The following is a 17333-nucleotide window of genomic DNA, read 5'->3' as shown; positions in this document are numbered from 1 at the left end:
GAATTCCGTACGCCGTCGTACGCCGTGTCGTGGGGACGCCCGCAGAAGCCCGCAGCCGCAGCCGGGCCCCGCCCCGAGGCTAACGCGGCGGCTTGACCGCCCGCCGGGCCCCCACCGCCCCGAGCACCAGCACGGCGCCGCCGACCACCCCGTCCGGTACGGCGTCCTGCACCGTCCGCGGCAGCAGCGCCACCACACCCAGCACGAGCAGGAACGCGAGCGCGCACCGCCCCGCGATCCGCAGCAGTCTGTCCACGCCTGCTCAACGCGCTGCCGGGCCTGCCGACACGCGTTCGGACCGGGGGATTTGCCACACACTCTCCGGATCTGTACGGAACGCGTCGCGCGGCCCGCGCGGGCGTACAGTCGCCTCCTCCCACTCCCTCCAGAGAGGCCGGGACATCGTGATCTGTTACGGAGAGGCCGTCCTCGACCTCGTCGACGAATTGGTCGACGCGTACGCGGAGGTGTTCTCCGCCCCGCCGTGGAACGAGGACGCAGAAACCATTCGCCGCTTCGGTCCGCGCCTGCGCGCGGACAGCCGACGCCACGGCTTCCGTACGGCGCTCGCCCAGTCCGAGGCGGGCGTCGACGGCTTCGCCACGGCCTGGCTGACCCCGGCGGACTTCCCCGCAGGCCGCGCGTACGGGCACGTCGCCGCCCAGCTCGGCCCGGCCCGCGTCCGCCGGCTGCTGACGGGCGCGCTGGAGGTCGACGAGCTCGCCGTACGCCCCTTCGCGCGCGGCCGCGGCACCGGCCGCGCCCTCCTCGCCGAGATCACCGCCGATGCCCCGGACGGCCGCGCCTGGCTGCTGACCTCCCGCGTCGCCACCGACACGGTGGCCACGTACCGCCGCCTGGGCTGGCACGAGGTGGCCCCGCTGCCGGGGGCGCCGGAGCGCACCGCGGTCGTCGTCTTCCTGGCGCCGCACCACCCGGGCGCCGCCGGGCCGTGACCGCGGCGCGCCGCGGCCGGCGGTGCCGCCCTGCGGGCTCGTGACGGCCCGGCCTCGGCCGACGGCGGTGGTCCGCCCACCCCGGGCACACCACAGGCCGCCGGCTGCGGTGTCCGCCCGCCCGCCCCGGGGCATACCCGCGGCATGATCACACCGCACACGCCCACGGACCCGCACCCGTACACCGCCCAGGCCCGTAAGCCCGTACAGCCCCGGCGGCGCCCCCCGAACGCATCCGCACCCGCACCCGCACCCGCGCCGGCGCCGTGCTTCCGCCGCCAGCTCCGGCTGGCCACCCGGAGGCAGCTCACGGCGTCCGGGATCCCCGCCGGAACCATCGCCTCCCGCAGTCGGCCCGGCGGCCCCTGGCAGCGGCTGCTGCCCCGCGTCTACCTCCTGCAGACCGGGCCCCCCGACCACCGCCAACGCGCCCTCGGTGCCGTCCTGCACGCCGCCGACCCGGCCTCCGACCCGCTCTCCGGCGACACCGCGGCCCTGACCGGCGGCGCCGCCCTGTCCCTGCTCGGCATCCCCGAGGCGCCCCGCACCCCGGCCGACGTGCTGGTCCGCAGCCCGCGCCGCCCGGCGGGGACCCCGGAGGTCCGTACGCTCCCGACGGCGCGCTGGCCGCAGACGATCACGGTCGCCGGCGTCCCGAGCACCCGCCCGGTCCGGGCCGCCGCCGACTACGCAGCCCGCGCCACCGACCCGCAGCAGCTCCGCGCGGTCCTGGCCCGCGTCGTCCAGTCGGGCTGGTGCCACCCGCAGGATTTGCACGCCGAACTCCGCACCGCCCGCCTCCTGCGCCACCCGCAGGTCCGCGCCGCCGCGGCCGAGCTCCTCGCCGGGGTCCGCTCGCCCGCCGAGGCGCAGGCCCGCGAAGCCCTCACCGCGGCCGGCCTTCCGCCGCCGCTGTGGAACGCCCGCCTCTACACCGCGGACGGCGCCTTCCTCGCAGCCCCGGACGCGTACTGGCCCGACGAGGGCGTGGCCCTGGAGATCGACTCCGCGGAGTACCACTACACGCGCGACGCCTGGCAGGCCACACTCCGCCGCCGCCTGCGCCTGGAGGCCCACGGCATCCTGGTGGTGAGCGCGACCCCGTCGATGGTCCGCGACACCCCGACCCAGGTCACATCGGCGATCCGCACCCTCCTGACCCTGGCCACCCCCCGCCCCACCCCACCGACGGCGGCGTTGCGCAGCCACCACCAGCTGCTGCTATTTGACAGGGAGGAGGGTGGCGCCCCCGTTCAGGTGGCGACGTGAAGTGATCGAAATGGATTGACTCGTGCTGTGATTTGCATAGCTTCATGCCATGACGATCCGAGCTCTGCTCCTTGAGGTGGCCGACACGTACGACCCGAAGGCCGGCACGCGGACTCATGTGCCTGGCCAGCGGGTCTTGCGGGACGTGGCCAAGCGCGCTGACCTGGGACTGCCTGAGGGGCTCATGGTCGCCGGGTACGGAGGACAAACGACTGCCGCAGCCTCGCCCTGGATCGGCGTCTTCGACAAGGCGATCAACACCAACCCGAAGAGGGACCTGTACCTCGCCTACATCTTCAGCACGGACTTGACCTCGGTGACCCTGACACTCCAGCAGGGGGTCACGGAACTCAGCGAAAAGATCAAAAACAAGCAGCCGTTCCTGGCGCACCTGCGGCGTCATGCGGCGCGGCTTGCCGCTGCCCTCCCGCCCTCGCTCGCCGAGGACTGGAACCACAGGCCGGCACTGGGCGGTGGGAAGCGGCCGGAGGCCTATGCAGCGGCGAGCGTGGCCGCGCGCCGGTACGAGATTGCCAATATGCCGCCGGAGGAGGAGTTGCAGCAGGACCTGCGCGTGGCCACGAGCCTCCTCCAGCGGGCCGCCGCAGCAGAATCCGCGTGGCGGGCCGCGCGGGACGAGGACGAACTCGACGTGCCGGTCCTGCCGCAGCAGCGGACATCCGGCGAGGAGGGCGGGCAGTCCTCCGAGCCGAGCACCGCGGGGGCCGCGACGGCCTCGCCGGCGCCTGGGGTGCGTCCGGCAGGCTTCAAGCCTCGTGACAGCAGCGACTACATCGCCCACATCGCTGCCCATCAGCAGGTGAAGAGCCGAAAGCACGAAGAACTGATCAAGGACTTCGCTGCGTACATCAGCAAGCGGGACTACACGCCGAACAACCAGCACGTCCACCCGAAGGACCTGACCCTCCAGCAGTCCGACGCGGGACAGGCGCCGACGCCGGACGGGCCGGAGTGGCTGGTCGAGGCGAAGGTTGTGCGTAGGGGCCGCGCGGACGCCGCCGTACGGGAGGCGATCGGGCAACTCCGCGAATACAGCTACTTCCTGTACAGGGAGAAGAAGCTCCCCGTACCTCACCTGATCGCCCTCTTCTCCGAGGACATCGGCGTGTTCGCGCCCTACCTGGAGGACCAGGGCATCGCAGCGATCTGGCAGACCGCCGACGGCTGGGCCGGCACCCCAACCGCAGCCGCCTGGGGCATGGTCGACTGACGGCCCCCTGCTGGCCGCGCTCCTACGTGGCGCCGTGGCATTCCGAGTAGGGCTTGGTGGACGTGCACCAGCACGGGGCGTTCGGGGGCGGGGGCCAGGGGGTGGCCTTGCCTCGGGCCGCCAGGGTCGTCGCGTACTCCGGGAGGAGGGACGGGGACGCCGGGGAGGTCTTCTCCGACGCCGCGAACGCCTCGTACGACGGGACGCTCGCCGTGACGATGCCGAGGTTCGTCGTGCCCGAGGCGGTTAGGGCGCGCAGCGAGGCCTCCACCTGGGCCAGGTGCGCCTCGTGCGAGGGGTACTCCGACGCCAGCGTCGGGTAGCCCGTCAGGAGTTCGGCCAGCTCGCGCTGCGGCCAGTGCAGGATCGCCACCGGGAACGGGCGGGACAGGGCCGCTCGGCGGTCGCCCAGTTCCGCGCGGAGGCGGGCGATCTCGGCGCGGAGCTCGGCCGGGTCGTCGGAGCCGAGGGCCCAGATGCGCTTGGGGTCGTGCAGTTCGTCCAGCGGGATCGGGCCGGTGTGGCGGGTGTCCGCGACCATGTCCCAGTCGTCGTGCGGCAGTCCGAGGAGGCGGCGGACGCGGTGCCGGCCGGTCAGCAGCGCCGTCGTCGCCGGGGTGAGGGGGGCGTCCTCCGAGATCAGGAGCGTGGCCGCCTGGGTGAAGCACTCCTCGGACGCGGCCAGCTCGTCGTGGGCTTCGAGGGCCTCGGCGATGACCTCCCAGGGCGCCGGGTCCGCGGGGGACGCGGCGCGGATGCCCTGGATGAGGGCGCGGGCCTCCGGCTCGTGCCCGTACTCCCACAGGTTTGCCGCCTGGAGCGCCTTGATCAGGTACGGGTCGGCCGGCTCGCCCGCGAGGAGGCGGTCGTAGAGGGCGCTCGCCCGTTCGCGTGCGTCGGCCAGTTCCAGGTGGGCGGCGGCCTGGAGCAGCAGGGGCTCCTGGTCCTCGGGGTAGCGGGTCGCCGTGCGGATCAGGCGCTCGGCTTCGGCGATGTGCTCTGCAGGCGTGTCGGGGCGCATGGTTCACACCGTACTGCCGCTGGTCTGTTGGCGGGGGAGGTCTTAAGGTGCGCCCCGTGCGGGATCACATGCGTGTGGTGGTGCAGGGGCGCGGCGGGCGCTCGCGCCGGGGCGGTCTCGCGCGGGTGCTGTGGGCGGCCGCCGAGTTGACCGTCACCGTGGGTGTGGTGCTGTTGTTGCTGGTGGTGCACCAGGTGTGGTGGACGAACCGGCAGGCCGCGGCGGCCGCAGGGCGGCGGGTCGCCGCGCTGGAAGAGGCCTGGCGGACGGTGCCTGGCCCGGGGGCGGGTGCCGGGGCGGCTGCGGAGTCGCTCGCGTCCCCGGAGCCGTCCGGGGCGCCGGCGGCGGCGTCGCCGTCGCCGTCGGAGGCTGTCGGTGCGGGCGGAGCCGCCGACCGGTCGCGGGACGGGGCGGCGTACGGGGTGCTGCGCATTCCGCGGCTCGGGGTGGCGGTGCCCGTCGCGCGCGGGATCGACAAGCGGAGCGTGCTCGACAAGGGGTACGCCGGCCACTACCCCGGGACCGCCGAGCCCGGCGCGCAGGGCAACTTCGCACTGGCCGGGCACCGCAACACGCACGGGGAGCCGTTTAGGTACGTGAATCGGCTGCGGCCCGGCGACGAGCTCGTCGTCGAGGTCCGGGGGCGGCGGTACGCGTACACCGTCGACCGCATCCTGCCCGAGACGGCGCCGCGCGACACCGGCGTGATCGCCCCGGTGCCGCGGAGCGCGGTCCGGCCGGGGTACGGGTAGACCGAGCCCGGCGCGTACATCACCCTGACCACCTGCACGCCCGAGTACAGCTCCCGGTACCGGCTCGTCGTGTGGGGGGTGCTCGCCGGGAACCGATCCGGGGGCCGGGGCGTTGTCGGTACGGCTGGGTAGGATCGATCACCAGTACGCACCATGTGTGGGGGAGAGGGGGCGGTTGACGTGGACGGGCTGGACAGCTCGCGCCGGGCGGGCTCGTTCCGGGCGCTGCTCGCGGCGTTCGCCGGCGCCGCCGCGCGCCTCGCGCCCCTGCTGCTGTTCGCCGGCGTCCTCGGGCTGATCGCCGGGCAGGGCGGGCAGGGTGCCGTCGTCGTCGCCCTCGCGGCGACCGCCGCCGCCGTGTCCGTGGGCGCCGCCGCCCTCGCGGCGCGCCTGGTGCGGCCCGTGCCGCCGCACCGAATACGCACAGCGATCCGTGATCGCGAGCAGCGCACGGCGTTCCTGCCGCAGCGCGATCCCGACGCCTCCGGCCGGTCGCGGCCGAGGGCACCCGGCCGTCTCGTCCCGACGGCCGCGTAGGGGCGCGCACAGCGCACCACCACCCCGGATCGCCTTCGCACCACCCGCTTCCGCTGTCGCGCCCCGCGTGGCTCGTCACGCCGAAATGCACCACTTCGACGTTCGACGAGACCCCTCGGAGGGCCCGCGTGTCCGTTTTCACCCGTGTTGTTGTCGAGTTGGGCCGGCTCCTGGAGCCGGTGCTGGCCGAATCCGCGACCGCTGCCGCGATCGTGCTGTTCACCGTCCTCGTACGGCTCGCCCTGCATCCCCTGAACAGGGCCGCCTTCAAGGGCGCCACGCCGGTGGCCGGCTGCCTGCCGGTGCTGCTCCAGCTGCCGGTGTTCTTCCTCATGTACCAGGCGTTCACCACGTCGGGGGAGCTGTTGGGGCACCGCCTGTTCGCGGCGCCGCTCGGCGGGACGTGGGCCGGTGCCCTGGGGGAGGGCGGCCTGTTCGGCGCGCAGGGGCTGGTGTACCTCGTGCTGTTCGCGGTGATCGCCGCCGTCGCCGCGTGGAGCACGGTGCGCGGGCGGCGGGCCGCGGCTGCCGCTGCCGCCGCGGCGCCGGTGCGGGGCAAGGCTGCGCCGGTACGGGCCAGGGCTGCCGCGGGCCGTTCCGCGGCGGCGGTGCCGGAGCTGACCGCCGAGCAGCAGGAGGCGATGCGCCGGCTGGGCGGCGTGCTGCCGCTGCTGTCCTTCGGGACGCTGGTGACGGCCGCCGTCGTGCCGCTGGCCGCCGGGCTGTACCTGGCCGCCACCACAGCATGGTCGGTCGCCGAGCGCGCATGGCTGGAGCACCGCCGGGACCGCCTTGCCGCCGTCGGGACGGCGGCGGCCGGCGGGCCTGCGGCGGACCGGCGCACCTGAAGGCGCCCGGGCGGCGGGGCGGCGTTCCAGTCCGTGAACAGGGGCTTGCGGGCGGAACGGGGTTCTTGGAGGATCGACCAATCCTCCGATGGCCGCACCCCATCGTCCGGCCCGGGGCACGCCCATGGGCCGACCACCCACGACCACGGGAGAATGCCCATGAAGCTGCTGCGTGTCGGACCGGTCGGGGCGGAGCGCCCCGCAGTCCTCGACCAGGACGGGATCCTGCGCGACCTGTCCGGCCTGGTCGCCGACGTGGACGGCGCCCTCCTCGCCGACGACTGCGCCCTGTCCCGGGTGCGCGCCGCGGTGGAGGCCGGGTCCCTTCCGGTGCTCGACCCGGAGGGGCTGCGGACCGGCGCCCCGCTGGGCCGCATCGGCAAGATCGTGGGTATCGGGCTGAACTACTTCGGGCACGCCGCCGAGATCGGGGCGGAGCCGCCGGCCGAGCCGATCCTGTTCCTGAAGGCCGCCGACACGGTCGTCGGCCCCGACGACACTGTGCTGATTCCGCGCGGCAGCGTGAAGACGGACTGGGAGGCCGAGCTCGGAGTCGTCATCGGCAGCACCGCCCGGTACCTGGAGTCCGCGGAGGAGGGCCTGGCGCACGTCGCCGGGTACGTCCTCGTCAACGACGTCTCGGAGCGCGAGTTCCAGATCGAGCGCGGCGGCACCTGGGACAAGGGCAAGAACTGCGAGACGTTCACCCCGGTCGGCCCGTGGCTCGCCACCGCCGACGAGATCCCGGACCCGCAGGCCCTCGGCGTCCGGCTGTGGGTGAACGGGGAGCTCCGGCAGGACGGCACCACCGCCGACCAGATCTTCCCCGTCGGCGAGGTCGTGCACTACCTGAGCCGGTTCATGACGCTGCACCCCGGCGACGTGGTCATCACGGGCACGCCGGGGGGCGTGGCGATGGGCCGGCCGGAGCCGAAGCCGTACCTGCGGGCCGGCGACGTCGTCGAGCTGGAGATCGACGGGCTGGGGCGGCAGCGGCAGGAGTTCAAGGACGCCTGACCCCCGAGGCCGCAGGGGCGCCCCGGCCCCCGGCCCCGGCCCCCGGCCCCGGCCCCCGGCCCCGGCCCCCGGGCCGGGCCCGGGGGCCGGGGCGCCCGTGTCAGCGCGCGGCTTCCGCGGCGCGGCGGCGGCTTGCGGCGACCAGCAGGCCGGCGCCCGCGCCCAGGGCAGCGGCTCCGGCTCCTGCCGCGACCGCGAGCTGGGCGTTCGCGCCGGTGCTCGCGAGCGGGCCCGTGCCGCCGGCCGGCGTGGCGTTGTTGCTGCTGCTCGTCGTGCCGTTCGCGCCGCCGGAACCCGAGCCGGCGCCCGAGCCGTCGGCGCCGGCGCCGTTCCCGGTGTCGGAGCCGCCCTTGCCGCCGCCGTCCTTGCCCCCGCCGCCGCTGCCGCCGCCCGCGGCCTTGTCCTTGTCGCGGGCCGTGTGCTGCCCGGTCGCGAGGAACTCGGCGCGGTCCGCGGGCGTTCCCTTCAGGGCGGCGTTGGCGGCCTTCTTCAGCTCCGGCCCGGCATCGGCGAGCATGGCCCGGATCAGGGCGGTGTTGTCGGCGTCGCGCAGCTCGTGCTGGGTGCTCGTGACGAAGGTGCGCAGCTCCGCCGGGGTGGGGTTCTTCTCCAGCAGCGCGATGATGGCCGCCTTCAGGCTCGGCCCGGCGTCCTTCAGCGCGCCCAGCAGCACGCCCCGGTCGTCCTCGGCGCGGACCGTGTGCTGCCCGGTCGCGACGAACGCGCGGACCTCCTCCCGCGTCCCGCCGTCCAGCAGCTTGTTGACCGCCTTGGTGATGCCCGGGCCGGCGCCCTTCAGCATCTTCACCAGCTCGACCTTGTCGTCCTCGAAACGGGCGGTGTGCTGCCCGTTCTGCAGGAACTCCGTGATGGCCTCGCGCGTGTTGGCGTCCAGCGCCTTGTCGGCCGCCGCGCGCACCGCCTTGCCGCCGGCCTCCCCGATCTGCGCGACGCGCACCCGGTCGTCCTCCAACTGCTCCCGGGCCCACTCCACTTCCAGGAAGTGCCGCAGGTCCGCGGCCGTCCCCTTCAGCGCCTTCTCGGCGGCCTCGCGGACGCCCCGCCCGCTCGCCGGATCCGCGAGGATGGCCTGGATCGCGGCCCGGTCCTTCGCGGCCTGCGGGTCCTCGTCGGGCTTCGGCGCCGTCGGGCCGTCGGTGCCCGGGGAGGTGTCGGGGGCGGTCGGGGACGCCGGCAGGCCCGGCGCCGTGGTCGTGGCGCCGACGGCGAAGGCCGGCGAGGCGATCAGGACGGCCGGGGCCATCGCGGCCGTCGCGGCCGTCGCCACGATCGAGGCGATCCGGGGCAGCTTCACAGAAACAGTCCGTTCTTCACACGTGTGATCATCTTCAGTTTTCGAAGGATACGGTCACCCCGTCCCGGGAGGAGACCCGCGCGGCCTCCAGCACCGCCAGGCACTGCGCCGCCTCGTGCGCGCTCACCGGCGCCGGCCCCCCGTCGCGCAGCGCCGCCGCCACGGCCGCGTAGTACGCCGGGTAGTCGCCGGGCAGTGTCGGCACCGGCGTCCCGCCGCCGGTCGCCGGGGACTCCCCGGACCCCAGCCGGCCCCACAGGTGCTCCGGCTCCACACCCCACGGGGCGCCGGTGTTCCCGGGCCGGTGGCCGTCGCGCAGCGCGGCCTCCTGCGGGTCCAGGCCGTACTTGACGTACCCGGCGCGGGAGCCGAGGACGCGGAAGCGCGGGCCGAGCTGCGCGGCGGTCGCACTGACGTACAGGTGCGAGCGGACGCCGCTCTCGTGCGTGATCGCGATGAACGTGTCGTCGTCCGCCTCGGCGCCCGGCCGGCGCACGTCCGTCTCCGCGTACACGGAGGCGGCCGGCCCGAACAAGACCAGCGCCTGGTCCACGACGTGGCTGCCCAGGTCGTACAGCAGGCCGCCGATCTCCTCGGGCGCGCCGGACTCGCGCCAGCCGCCCTTGAGCTGCGGGCGCCACCGCTCGAAGCGGGACTCGAAGCGCTGGACCTCGCCCAGTTCGCCGTCTGCGACGATGCGGCGCACCGTCAGGAAGTCGTTGTCCCAGCGGCGGTTCTGGAACACCGACAGGAACGTGCCCGTCCGGTCGGCGAGCCCGGCGAGCTCGCGGGCCTCCGCGGCCGTCCCGGCGAGCGGCTTGTCGACGACGACGGGGACGCCGGCGGACAGCGCCGCCGTCGCGAGCGGGACGTGCGTCTTGTTCGGGGAGGCGACGACGACCAGGTCGACGGCGCTGCCGCCGCTCCACAGCTCCTCGGCGGACGCCGTCACCCGCACACCGGGGTACTCCTCCTCGGCCTGCGCCCGGCGCGCCGGATCGGAGGTGACGACGGTGTCGAGGACGAGCCCCTCGGCCGCGGCGACCAGCGGGGCGTGGAAGACGGACCCGGCGAGGCCGTAGCCGACGAGGCCGACGCGGAGCGGCCCCCGGCCGGCGTGGCGGGAGGCGGGGGACGAGGGGGCGGGGGAGGGGGCGGAGTCCGGGGCGGTGGCGTTCATGCCGTCCACTTTGGCAACAGTGTTGCCTAAGTGCAAGGAAGGGGGACAATGGCCTGGTGGAACGAGGCAGCGTCACCCCGACCGACACCAGCAGGACCAGCCGGAACCTGCCCGGCGCGAACCTGGGCGCCCTCCGCGGCCACAACGACGCCCTCGTCCTCGGCCTCCTCCGCGCCGCCGGCCCCGCCGGCCTCGGCCGCGCCGACCTGGCCTCCCGTACGGGCCTCACCCCGCAGGCCGTCAGCAAGATCACGGCCCGGCTGCGCGCCGAGGGCTTCGTCGCGGACGCCGGCCGCGGCGCCTCCACCGGCGGCAAGCCGCGCACCCTGCTGCGGCTCGCCGCGGACGCCCGGCACGCGGTCGGCGTGCACGCCGACCGGGACGAACTCCATGCCGTACGGGTCGACCTGGCGGGCACCGTCGTCGACCGGCTCCGCACCCCCCTGGACTTCGCGGCCGGCCCGGACGCGGTCGCCGCCGCCGTCGCCCGCGCCGTCCACCGGCTGGCCGGACCCGCCGGGGCGCAGGCCCTCGCCGGCGTCGGGCTCGCCGCGCCGGGGCCGCTCGACTGGCGCACCGGCGTGATGGGGCGGGTCACGGGCCACCCGCAGTGGGAGGGGCACCCGCTGAGGCAGGCCGTCGCGGACCGGCTGCGGCCCGGGAACGGAGACGGAGACGGAGACGGGGACGGAAGCCGGCGCTGGGGCCCGCCCGTGGTGCTGGACAAGGACACCAACGCGGGCGCCGCCGCCTCCGGCCCCGACTCCGGAACCTCCCTCTACCTGCACCTCGGCACCGGCCTCGGCGCGGGCATCCGGCTCGGCGGCGAGGTCCACCGCGGGCCCCGGTCCGCCGCGGGGGAGTTCGGGCACCAGGTGCTGCTGCTCGACGGGCCGCCCTGCCGCTGCGGCGGCCGCGGCTGTGCCGAGGTGCTGTGCCTGGCGGCCGTGGCCCGCGGGGACCTGCCCGAGGCGGCCCGGATCCTCGGCGAGGGCGCCGCGAACGCCGTCGCCCTGCTCGACGCCGACCGGGTGTGGCTGGGCGGACGGGTGGTGGAGCAGGCGCCGGAGGTGTTCACGGCGGGAGTCCGGCGAGCCCTGGCCGCCCGTGCCTTCGGCGGCCCCGCCCCCGAGGTCGCAACCGCCCGCGCGGGCGTGGCGGAGGGCGCGGCGGAACTGGCCCTGGCGCCGCTGTTCGGCCGTACGGCATGACGGCGGGGGGTGAGGAGACCGGCGCCGCCGAGGACCTGGCAGCCGGGCACGCCCTGGCAGCCGGGCACGCCCTGGCAGCCGGGCACGCCTGGCGGCCGGGAACGAGCCGGCGCCCGGTCGGGATCCGGCGCCAAGTCAGGAACCGCCTCCCGGCCGGGACCTGACGGCCGCCTGTGGGCCGAACAGGCGGAAAGGGGTCGGCCCGGGCGCGGCACTGGCGGCACTGCATCGCGCGCGTGGGAACGTGCGGTGCAGGCCGTGGTGATTGTCGCCTCGTCCGACCGTCAGCCCGTCCGGCGAGCAGCGAAGCGAAGGTCAGCCATGCGACTGCGCAAAGCCCTTGCCCTCTCCGCCCTCCTGGCGGCCGTGGTCGCCCCGGCCGCCGCCGCAGCGCCCGCCGCGGCGGACGTCGGAAACGGCAGCGGCGCCCGCCCCGCCCCCGCGCTCCCCTCCCGGGCCCGCGCCACCTGCGGCGACGGCAAGAGCACCGCCTTCCCCATCGGCGCGCGGATCCGCGGCGGCCCGTCCGTCTACCGCACCGGCGGCGGCGCGCAGAGCTGGTTCCTGGACCTGACCAACACCACCGCGAGCCGGTGCACGGCCATCCACCCCGTCGTGGTGCTGTCGGACGAGGCGCGCGTCCTGCGCGCCGACCACCTCCGGATGGACTTCGACACCCCCGAGGGCACTCTGCCCGTCAGCCTGGAGGAGAGCGACCGCGACGAGATCATCGCCGTCTTCGACGGCGGCGACGCCTTCTCCGGCTACACCCTTGCGGCCGGCGGCTCCCTGACCGTCACGGTCCACCTGGCCTTCGCGCCCGACGCGCCCACGGGCGAGGTCGTCGCGGACGCCGCCGTCGTCCAGCGGCGCGGCGACGACGGCGACTGGGTCGGCGAGGCCGGCGGCTACCGCTTCACGGTCGAATCCCCGCGGGACCGCGTCCAGGCCGGCTCCCTCGCCCACACGGGCCCGCAGGAGCGCCACGGTGCGGCCACGGCGGCTGCCGCACTCACCGCGGGCACCGCCCTGCTCCTGGCATCCCGCCGCCTCCGGCGCCGCAAGCCCCTGCACACCGCGCCTCGCTGACCGCCTCCCGCTGACCCGCCTCCCGCTGACCCGCCACCCGCCCGGCCCTCGCCACCCGCTCTGCCCGGCTCCACCAGCCGCGCCGCGCTGCCGTGTTCCGGTGCCGCCGCCGGGGCGTGCGTGCCGGGGCGTGCGGGGGCGTCCTGCGGGGGAGGTGTGTGCCCGCATGCCTTCACGCGTCTCCGGCTCCCATGGGCCCGGGGACGCGTGGAGGACGGTACGCCGTGGTGGGCGCGTAACCCGACGGCCACCCTGCTCCCGCAGGGTGGCCGTCGTGTGACCGGCCCGTCCCGCTCCCTCGAAACGCCCCCGTCCCCGCCTTTCTGGAGGAGTACGTGTTGTCTGTGCTGTCCGGACGCCGTGCCACCGCGGCGACGGCCGCGGCCGCCGCCCTGGTCGCCGCCGCCTTCGCCGCCCACCCCGCCGGTGCCGCCGAGCCCGGTGCCGCCAAGGCCGCCGCGGAGGCCGCCGCAAGGGAAGCGGCGGCGCGGACCGCCGCGGCGCCCGTGCCCAAGGTGCTCGTCATCGGCCTCGACGGCGCCGTCCTCGACCGCGTCAAGGCTGCCGCCGCCCCGCATCTGAAGGGCCTGATGGCGCAGGGCCTCACCGCCGAGAGCCTCCTCTACGCCAACCCGATGGCCGCGACCTCCTCCGGGCCGGGCTGGTCGACCGTCGCGACGGGTGTGTGGCCGGACAAGCACGGCGTCCGCGACAACTCCTTCACCGGCAAGAACTACACCGCCCACCCGGACTTCCTCACCCGTGTCGAGAACTCCGCGCCGCACCTCAACACGTATGCGGCCGCCGACTGGGAGCCGGTCACCTCCACCGACCAGAACGGTCCGATCTTCTCCGCGAAGGTCGACAAGCGGCTCTCCCTCAAGGGCGACCGCGACGGCTATCGCAGCGAGGACCCCAAGGTCGCCGCCGCGGCGGCCGCCGAGCTGCGCGGCGGGAACCCCGACGCCGCGTTCGTCTACCTCGGCGAGATCGACGCCGCCGGCCACTCCAGCGGCGCCGCGAGCCAGGCCTACCTGGACGCGGTCGCCCGGGTCGACGCTCTCGTGGGACAGCTCCTGGCCGCCGTCGGACAGCGCCCGACGCTCGCGCAGGAGAACTGGACGATCCTGGTCACCACCGACCACGGGCACACCCCGTCCGGCGGCCACGGCGGGTCCGGACCCGCCGAGCGCGGCACCTTCGTCCTCGCCAAGGGCGCCGGGATTCCGGCCGGTTCCGTCCGCCACGACGTCCGCGCCGTCGACGTCGCCGCCACCGCCCTCGCCCACCTCGGCGTCTCCGTCGCGGGCCTCGACGGCGTACCGCTCGGCACCCCCGACGGCGACCCCTTCGACGCGCTGCGCCCCCAACTCCGCACCCGTGTCGACGAGACGGGCATCCCGGCCGCCACGAGGGGCTTCACGCACACCCCGCCGCCCGGTTGGTCCGTAGACAACTCCCGCATGGGCAGCGGCGGTACGACCGAGTGGGCCGGATGGGCCTTTGCCACCGACGAGTTCTGGTCGCAGTCCCAGCGCGACCAGTGGCGCGAGCTGAACGTACGCTCCCGCGACGTCTTCGCCGTCGCCGACTCCGACGAGTGGGACGACAAGGCCCACACCGGTACCTTCGACTCCACGCTCGCCACCCCCAAGTGGCCCGTCACCGGCGGCAGTACGGCAACCCTCCGCTACCGGTCGCACTACCGGCACGAAGCCGGCCAGACCGCCCAGGTGCTCGTCTCCTACAACGGCGCCGCCCCCGTGCTGGTGAAGAGCCACACGGCCGACGCCGTCGCCCGGAACGAGGCGGTCACCCTGCGGATCCCGCAGGGCGCCACCGACGTGCAGGTCCGCTTCCGGTACGCCGGCGACAACAACTGGTACTGGGCCGTCGACGACGTCACCCTCGGCTGAGCCGCCCTCCGTCCGCCTCCCGTCGGCCCCCCGTCCGTCCCGCGCCGTGGACGCCCCGGGACGTCCGCCGCCCGCCCCGCTAGGGTGGCGGTACAGACCACAGTGCACGGCCGGGACCGGGTCAGGGGCAACGGCCACCCGAGAGCGGAGAACAGTCCAGTGGCAGAGCGCAAGCCGATCGAATCCTGGCTCACCGACATGGACGGGGTCCTCATCCACGAGGGCACCCCGATCCCCGGGGCCGACGCCTTCATCAAGCGGCTGCGCGAGTCCGGCAAGCCCTTCCTGGTCCTGACGAACAACTCCATCTACACGCCCCGCGACCTCCAGGCCCGCCTGAGCCGCATGGGCCTCGACGTCCCCGTCGAGAACATCTGGACGTCCGCGCTCGCCACCGCCAAGTTCCTCGACGACCAGCGCCCGGGCGGCACCGCGTACGTCATCGGCGAGGCGGGCCTGACGACGGCCCTGCACGACATCGGCTACATCCTCACCGACCACGACCCGGACTACGTCGTCCTCGGCGAGACCCGCACGTACAGCTTCGAGGCGATGACGAAGGCGGTCCGCCTGATCAACGCGGGCGCCCGCTTCATCTGCACCAACCCGGACGAGACCGGCCCCTCCACCGAGGGCCCGCTGCCCGCGACCGGCGCCGTCGCCGCGCTGATCACGAAGGCGACCGGCAAGCGCCCGTACTTCGCGGGCAAGCCGAACCCGCTGATGATGCGTACGGGCCTGAACGCGATCGGCGCCCACTCCGAGACCAGCGCGATGATCGGCGACCGGATGGACACCGACGTGCTGGCCGGGCTGGAGGCGGGCATGCAGACGTTCCTCGTGCTGACGGGCCTGACCACGGTCGAGGACACCGAGAAGTTCCCCTACCGGCCGACGAAGACGGTCGACTCCATCGCCGACCTGGTCGATCTCGTCTGATCCGTTCGGGTGTGCGGCGGGCCCCTCCGGATGCGGAGCCCGCCGCCGCGCGTGAACCTCCTTGGGAGGAGGTTCACCATGCGCAGTGCTCTGATCGCCGTACGTGTCCGCCGTGGGGTCCGTGCGGGCGGGGTGGCCGCGGTCCTGGCGGCGGCTGCCGCGACGGCCGCACCCGGTGCGCCCGCCGCCGCCGTCGGGCAGAACCACGGGACCGTCTCGGTCGATCCGCACCGGGCGGCGCCCGGTGCGCAGGTCAAGGTGCACGTGACCGGCTGCAAGGGCCGCTGGGCGGTGGCGAAGTCCCCCGTCTTCGTCTCCGACGTCCACCTGTCCGCCGGCCACGGCAGCGACAAGGCCGACAAGGCCGACAAGACGGACAAGGTCGAGAAGCCCAGCGGCACCCAGAAGGCCGACGAGGCCGACGAGGCCGCGAAGGCCGCCGGGTCCGCCGCCAGGCCCCTGTGGGGCGACGCCATGATCAGCTCGCGTGCCCGGCCCGGCCGGCACGAGGTCACCGTCCGCTGCGAGGCGGACGAGCTGCGCGGTTCCGTCGAGGTCGTGGAGCACGGGCAGGGCCACGACACGCGCCCCGAGGCGCACAAGTCGCCGGTCCACCCGGTCCACGCGGGCGGCGGCGGCATGGCCGCCGAAGTCGCCGACGCGTCCCGCATCGCCGGGCAGGCGGCGGCCGCACGCAAGGGCGAAGGCGAAGGCGAGGACGGCGGCCCGGGGCTGCCGCACACCGTGGTCGGCGCGGTCCTGGCTGCCGTGGCAACCCTGGCCGTCGCGGGCCGGGCCCTGGTGCTGCGCCGCCGCCGAAGCGGCGAGTGAGGTCCGGGCGGTGACGGGTGCGGCCGAACCGAGGCGGTCCGCCGGCGGGCGCCTGCTCGGCTTCGCCGCCTGGACGGTGCTGGTGCTCGGGCTGTGGCTGTGGGGACGCGAGATCACCGGGATGCCGGACCGGCCGGGCGCGGGGCCGTCCGGCGGGGCCGCGTACCCTGTGCCGGGCCTGCCCGCGGCGCACGCCCCGCTCGCGGCGTCCGCCCCCGTACGGGTCGACGTGCCGTCGCTCGGCGTACAGGCCCCCGTGGTCGCCCGCGGCCTCGACGCGCAGGGCGCGATCGACCCGCCGCCGTACGACCGGCCCGGCACGGTCGGCTGGTGGGGCGCGGGCCCGAAGCCGGGTGAGGCGGGGGCCGCACTGCTGGTGGGGCACGTCGACACCCGCTCGAAGCCGGCGGTCTTCTACGGCCTGAGCACGCTCCGGCCGGGCGCCAAGGTCCGGGTGGCGCGGGCCGACGGGGCGGTCGCCGAGTTCACGGTCGAGGACGTACGGGTCCACGAGCGCTCCCGCTTCGACGCCGACCGCGCGTACGGCGCGCTCGTGCCGGGGCGGTCCGAGCTGAGGCTGGTGACCTGCGGGGGCACGTACGACCAGAAGGCCGGCACGTACACGGCGAACGTGGTGGTCTCGGCGTACCTGACCGGCCGCGCCGCCGCCACGCCCCCGGGCGGAGCAGGGCCGCGCGGCCGTACGGGTGCGAATCCGGGCCCGGGAGCGGCGGGGGCCGCGGGCGCGGCGGGTGCGCCCGGGCATCGGGCGGTGCCGGTGGTCCCGGTGGGGCCGCCGGGAGGCCGGGGCGTATGACGAAGAAGCCCCTCGCAGTTCTCACTGCGAGGGGCTTCCCCTTGTCGTGCGCCGCCAGGGACTCGAACCCCGGACCCGCTGATTAAGAGTCAGCTGCTCTAACCAACTGAGCTAGCGGCGCCTGCTGACAGGGAAAACTTTACCCCACCTCCAGGGGTGGTCATGACCAGCCGCGCCCACCTTGTCCGATTAGCCCATGTTTGAGTGGTTTATCGTGCACGATATGTCTGGGTCGAGCCGAATCTGACGCCCCGACAGATATGCGGCGGCCCCGATCAGCCACGAGCAGGGGAGTGGACGGAACCGCATGACGATGCAGCCCCCGGTGCATGTGCCGATGCCGACGCCCGTTTTCGAGGAGTACGAGCCCGCAGGCGACTGCGGCTGCCCGGGCTGCGCGGAGC

At 75.2% G+C, this 17333-nt stretch carries 17 protein-coding genes and 1 tRNA gene; 13 read left to right on the top strand and 5 right to left on the bottom strand.

Annotated features, from left to right (window positions below; genetic code table 11):
- Window positions 1-79: 79 nt before the first annotated feature.
- Entirely contained in the window at window positions 80-256 is a 177-nt protein-coding gene (locus C0216_RS33605; protein ID WP_162793082.1) for a hypothetical protein, read from the bottom strand.
- A gap of 148 nt (window positions 257-404) precedes the next feature.
- Between C0216_RS33605 and C0216_RS26490 the strand changes: the two genes are divergently transcribed.
- From C0216_RS26490 to C0216_RS26480, 3 genes are all read left to right on the top strand, one after another.
- Window positions 405-956 (top strand): GNAT family N-acetyltransferase, encoded by a 552-nt coding sequence (locus C0216_RS26490; RefSeq protein WP_246042700.1) that lies wholly within the window; start codon window positions 405-407, stop codon window positions 954-956.
- Between the two features lie 144 nt (window positions 957-1100).
- The gene (locus C0216_RS26485) at window positions 1101-2225 is read left to right on the top strand and encodes a hypothetical protein (protein ID WP_114057691.1); all 1125 of its coding nucleotides are present in this window, start codon (window positions 1101-1103) and stop codon (window positions 2223-2225) included.
- 49 nt (window positions 2226-2274) lie between these two features.
- Entirely contained in the window at window positions 2275-3456 is a 1182-nt protein-coding gene (locus C0216_RS26480; RefSeq protein ID WP_114057690.1) for an MrcB family domain-containing protein, read from the top strand.
- 22 nt (window positions 3457-3478) lie between these two features.
- On the opposite strand, the gene C0216_RS26475 is transcribed toward C0216_RS26480, so the two are convergent.
- Window positions 3479-4477: a tetratricopeptide repeat protein gene (locus C0216_RS26475; RefSeq protein WP_114057689.1), complete on the bottom strand. Its 999-nt coding sequence runs from the start codon at window positions 4475-4477 to the stop codon at window positions 3479-3481.
- 56 nt (window positions 4478-4533) lie between these two features.
- Between C0216_RS26475 and C0216_RS26470 the strand changes: the two genes are divergently transcribed.
- From C0216_RS26470 to C0216_RS26455, 4 genes are all read left to right on the top strand, one after another.
- The gene (locus C0216_RS26470) at window positions 4534-5229 is read left to right on the top strand and encodes a class E sortase (RefSeq protein ID WP_428985460.1); all 696 of its coding nucleotides are present in this window, start codon (window positions 4534-4536) and stop codon (window positions 5227-5229) included.
- 189 nt (window positions 5230-5418) lie between these two features.
- A complete protein-coding gene (locus C0216_RS26465; RefSeq protein ID WP_428985501.1) occupies window positions 5419-5766 on the top strand; it encodes a DUF6412 domain-containing protein in 348 nt (115 codons plus the stop codon).
- 128 nt (window positions 5767-5894) lie between these two features.
- Entirely contained in the window at window positions 5895-6614 is a 720-nt protein-coding gene (locus C0216_RS26460; protein ID WP_114057688.1) for a YidC/Oxa1 family membrane protein insertase, read from the top strand.
- A 159-nt stretch (window positions 6615-6773) separates the two neighbouring features.
- Window positions 6774-7631 carry a fumarylacetoacetate hydrolase family protein gene (locus C0216_RS26455; RefSeq protein ID WP_114057687.1) on the top strand — a complete coding sequence of 286 codons (858 nt, stop codon included), beginning with the start codon at window positions 6774-6776 and terminating at the stop codon, window positions 7629-7631.
- 100 nt (window positions 7632-7731) lie between these two features.
- Here C0216_RS26455 and C0216_RS26450 read toward each other — a convergent pair whose 3' ends face one another.
- Together C0216_RS26450 and C0216_RS26445 are read right to left on the bottom strand one after the other, a co-directional pair.
- Entirely contained in the window at window positions 7732-8946 is a 1215-nt protein-coding gene (locus C0216_RS26450; RefSeq protein ID WP_114057686.1) for an ALF repeat-containing protein, read from the bottom strand.
- Window positions 8947-8980: 34 nt separating this feature from the next.
- Window positions 8981-10126 carry a Gfo/Idh/MocA family protein gene (locus tag C0216_RS26445; protein ID WP_114058932.1) on the bottom strand — a complete coding sequence of 382 codons (1146 nt, stop codon included), beginning with the start codon at window positions 10124-10126 and terminating at the stop codon, window positions 8981-8983.
- A gap of 56 nt (window positions 10127-10182) precedes the next feature.
- Between C0216_RS26445 and C0216_RS26440 the strand changes: the two genes are divergently transcribed.
- From C0216_RS26440 to C0216_RS26415, 6 genes are all read left to right on the top strand, one after another.
- The gene (locus C0216_RS26440) at window positions 10183-11337 is read left to right on the top strand and encodes an ROK family transcriptional regulator (protein WP_114057685.1); all 1155 of its coding nucleotides are present in this window, start codon (window positions 10183-10185) and stop codon (window positions 11335-11337) included.
- Between the two features lie 321 nt (window positions 11338-11658).
- Complete coding sequence (locus C0216_RS26435) at window positions 11659-12426, top strand: hypothetical protein (protein ID WP_114057684.1); 768 nt, start codon at window positions 11659-11661, stop codon at window positions 12424-12426.
- A gap of 338 nt (window positions 12427-12764) precedes the next feature.
- Window positions 12765-14342, top strand: coding sequence for an alkaline phosphatase family protein (locus C0216_RS26430; RefSeq protein ID WP_174250465.1), 1578 nt, complete (start codon window positions 12765-12767; stop codon window positions 14340-14342).
- Between the two features lie 159 nt (window positions 14343-14501).
- Entirely contained in the window at window positions 14502-15281 is a 780-nt protein-coding gene (locus C0216_RS26425) for an HAD-IIA family hydrolase (RefSeq protein ID WP_114057683.1), read from the top strand.
- Window positions 15282-15359: 78 nt separating this feature from the next.
- A complete protein-coding gene (locus tag C0216_RS26420) occupies window positions 15360-16112 on the top strand; it encodes a hypothetical protein (protein ID WP_114057682.1) in 753 nt (250 codons plus the stop codon).
- 10 nt (window positions 16113-16122) lie between these two features.
- Window positions 16123-16929: a class F sortase gene (locus C0216_RS26415; RefSeq protein WP_246042699.1), complete on the top strand. Its 807-nt coding sequence runs from the start codon at window positions 16123-16125 to the stop codon at window positions 16927-16929.
- A 47-nt stretch (window positions 16930-16976) separates the two neighbouring features.
- Here C0216_RS26415 and C0216_RS26410 read toward each other — a convergent pair.
- Window positions 16977-17050, bottom strand: a tRNA-Lys gene (locus C0216_RS26410).
- Between the last annotated feature and the right edge of the window lie 283 nt (window positions 17051-17333).

The sequence above is a fragment of the Streptomyces globosus genome, assembly GCF_003325375.1.
Lineage (GTDB): Bacteria > Actinomycetota > Actinomycetes > Streptomycetales > Streptomycetaceae > Streptomyces > Streptomyces globosus_A.
Note: the sequence above shows the minus strand (reverse complement) of the source record. Positions and strands in the feature narration are given on the sequence as shown.